This window comes from Sutcliffiella sp. NPDC057660 (assembly GCF_042800035.1).
Taxonomy (GTDB): Bacteria; Bacillota; Bacilli; order Bacillales; family Bacillaceae_I; genus Sutcliffiella_A.
Genome location: NZ_JBHVHV010000036.1, coordinates 1 through 3,279, shown reverse-complemented (window position 1 = coordinate 3,279; position 3,279 = coordinate 1). Strand labels below are relative to the sequence as shown.

The window sequence follows — 3,279 nt, the reverse complement described above, 5'->3', positions numbered from 1 at the left end:
TGTTTTTGACATCCTTAAATTACCGAAAGCTGACGGTATTGCCTGTCCAGAATTAGTCGATTATAATGTCCGTATATAATTCGAAAGATTTCGACATTTATAATTCTGGAGAAAGGAAAAGACGCCTCCCATTATGTATAACTGCGCCAACAGTTATACGGGAGACGTCCCACAAAAAAAGTATATGATTATTGTATCAGATTATCAGCTGATTGAAAACATTCTTACTGGAGTTTTTAGTTAGGGGTGCGGGGAGGATCCCTTCTCCTTGTTGTGGTAAAAACATGTTGGTGATAGGAACGAAGAATCGAAAAGCCAAGGATCATTTGGGACTGTGTAAGACATATAATATCCGGAGGTTACAGTGCACGAATTGCGGTATCATCCACCATGAACTGCCGGATATATTAGTTCCTTATAAACGCTATGAGGCTGAATGTATAGAAAAGGTTCTTACGAACCCTTCCAATCACATTGTTCCGGCCGATGATTCCACCCTTTCAAGATGGCATGGGTGGTTTCAAGAATTGGTGGATTATTGGATAGGCTGCTTAATTTCCATCATGATTAGGACTAAACAGGAAAACATCCCCCTGGATTATACGTCCAATGGTTCAGGGACTGCACTTCAAAAAATAGGACGCCTGGCAGGAGATGCCAATGGATGGCTGACAAGAGTTGTCCGGCCAATCGTAAATATTAATTTTTGGATACATACCCGTTCTGCATTCATTGTCCAATAACTCCTGATTTACACTCATGATAGACACAGAGAGGAGAGTGTATCATGAGAGATAATAAGAAAACAGAAGAATTGGCAGTGCAGCGATTCCAGCTGATATCCCCTTTATTGGCAGAGGGGCTTGATGCAGGAAAGGTTAAGGAATTAAGAGACCAGATAGCGAAGGCCAACGGTCTTTCAGAAAGAACCATCAGAAGATATCTGGCTCAATTTCGGGCAAATGGGTTCGGAGGATTGAAGCCACAAGGGAGAAAAACTATTAAAAGTTCAGAAGCCATTCCTCATCATCTATTGGAACAGGCAATTCTTCTTCGTAAGGAAGTGCCAAGTCGAAGTGTAGCTCAAATAATACAGATTCTTGAATGGGAAGGGTTAGCTGAACCAGGACAAATCAAGAGATCAACACTTCAAGAAAAGCTTACGGAAAAAGGGTACAGTACACGACATATGAAACTTTATTCCCAGACAGGAATAGCTGCCAGAAGGTTTCAAAAACGGCATCGCAACCAGCTCTGGCAATCAGATATCAAATATGGTCCATACTTGCCGGTTGGCCAAAATGGAATGAAAAAACAAGTATACCTTGTTGCTTTTATCGACGACGCTACTAGGTTTGTGCTTCATGCAGCTTTCTATCCTTCATTGGATTCTAGAATTATTGAAGATGCCTTTCGGCAGGCAATTCAAAAGTATGGCGTTCCTGAGGCCGTTTATTTCGATAATGGAAAACAATATCGAACCAAATGGATGTCACGAACTTGCTCAAAAATAGGTACGCGCCTTACTTACACAAGACCTTACTCTGCAGAATCAAAGGGTAAAATTGAAAGGTTCAATAGAGTTATAGATTCATTTATCAGTGAAGCTGTCATTGAAAAACCCAATACTTTAGATCGCATGAATGACCTCTTTCAAGTCTGGCTCACAGAGTGTTATCAGAATAAACCCCATTCTGCACTGGGGGAGAAAATCAGTCCTGAAACGGCATTTCGCTCAGATAAAAAGGCTATTCGATTCATCGATCCTGATAGGTTAAGCAATGCATTCCTTCATTGTGAAACAAGGAAAGTGGATAAATCCGGATGCATCAGTTTCTTGGATCAAAAATACGAGGTAGGCCTTACATTTATTGGACGAAAGGTTGATATTGTATATGACCCAATGAACACCGAGGAGCTTACCATTGAGTTTGAGGATTATACTCCTTGGAAAGCCAAGAAACTAGTCATCGGGGAACGAGCTGGAAAACGCCCAGCGTTACCTGAGCACCTGCAGGTGCAGAGTGCTGAATCTTCAAGACTATTAAAGGCAGCTGAACGAAAGAACCAGGAACGCCAGATCGAACAAAAACCTGCCGTAACCTTCCGTGGTGTGTGGAAGGAGGATGATTCTCGTGTTTGAAGTATTCTATGAGATGAAAAATACTCCTTTCACGCGAGATCTGCCAACGGAACAACTCTATGATTCTTCCATGATGCAAGAAATCCTAGGGAGGCTTAAATACGCAGCTGAAAGACAGCTTTTTGCCGTATTGAGTGGGGATAGCGGAACAGGAAAAACAACGACAATCCGTAAGTTTGTGGACAAATTGGATAAAGGGAAATTCCACGTCCTTTATCTCTCTGACTCTAAGTTAACCCCTCGCCATTTTTATAAAGGGCTATTGGAACAATTGGGATCTGAAGCGAAGTTTTATCGTGGGGATGCGAAACGACAACTTCACCGTGAAATTGAATTGATGAAAGGAATACGAGGCCTTCAGCCTGTAGTGGTAGTAGATGAAGCCCATCTATTGGACCGTGAAATGCTTGAGGAAGTTCGTTTTCTACTGAACTTTAGAATGGATTCGCAAAGCCCGATGGCGCTTATCCTTGTCGGGCAAAGTGAATTGTGGGACCGACTACGCTTACAGTCATACGCAGCGATACGCCAAAGAATCGATATCCAATTCCAGTTAGGGCACCTGGATCGTGCTCAGATTGAGGAATATGTTTCTAGACATTTACGCTATGCCGGCAACGATCAACCAATCTTTTCTGATGGGGCACTTGACGAAATCCATCGGTTTTCCGGTGGTGCCGCAAGGCTCATAAACAAACTCTGTACACATAGTCTTCTTTACGGCTCGCAAAATGGTCGAAGAATCATAGACGATCATATGATTAAGCAAGTCATCCAGGGGGAACTTTCATGAAAACTCGCTGGAGAGAGATGAAATACAATGAAGAGTTGGATTGTTGGGTAGTGTTTTGGGGAGATAATACAGGTTATAAGATACGTTGTGGTGAGTGGTTTGATCTTCATCTAGGAAACGGTCGAACTCTTTCTTGTCGACTGGAACTGGGCAGAGACTGGTATATTCTTACCGGCCGAAATGACGTAAGGTTTTATCTTAAGAAAAATGAGACATATCAAGTTGATTTGTAAAATCGTTGGGGAAGCAAAGGTCTGCTTCCCCTTCAATATGGACACTGAACCCGTCAGTTTCAGGACTAATAGCCACGTCAAATTTTGGACATTGTAAAACGTCATTAACA

At 42.2% G+C, this 3,279-nt stretch carries 4 protein-coding genes; all 4 read left to right on the top strand.

Annotated elements, in window-relative coordinates; genetic code table 11:
• Positions 1-212 precede the first annotated feature (212 nt).
• Genes ACFVAD_RS24165 through ACFVAD_RS24150 form a run of 4 tightly spaced genes read left to right on the top strand, consistent with a single transcriptional unit; the run spans position 213 to position 3,169 of the window.
• Positions 213-743, top strand: a complete 531-nt coding sequence (locus ACFVAD_RS24165) for a DUF6431 domain-containing protein (protein WP_224841955.1) — start codon at positions 213-215, stop codon at positions 741-743.
• A 44-nt stretch (positions 744-787) separates the two neighbouring features.
• On the top strand, positions 788-2,143 hold the full coding sequence (locus tag ACFVAD_RS24160; protein ID WP_386646435.1) for a DDE-type integrase/transposase/recombinase: 1,356 nt from the start codon (positions 788-790) through the stop codon (positions 2,141-2,143).
• Positions 2,136-2,936: an ExeA family protein gene (locus tag ACFVAD_RS24155; RefSeq protein WP_224841953.1), complete on the top strand. Its 801-nt coding sequence runs from the start codon at positions 2,136-2,138 to the stop codon at positions 2,934-2,936. Before ACFVAD_RS24160 ends, ACFVAD_RS24155 begins: the two co-directional genes overlap by 8 nt.
• Positions 2,933-3,169 (top strand): DUF5348 domain-containing protein, encoded by a 237-nt coding sequence (locus tag ACFVAD_RS24150; protein ID WP_386646432.1) that lies wholly within the window; start codon positions 2,933-2,935, stop codon positions 3,167-3,169. The genes ACFVAD_RS24155 and ACFVAD_RS24150 overlap by 4 nt, the downstream gene beginning before the upstream one ends.
• Positions 3,170-3,279 lie beyond the last annotated feature (110 nt).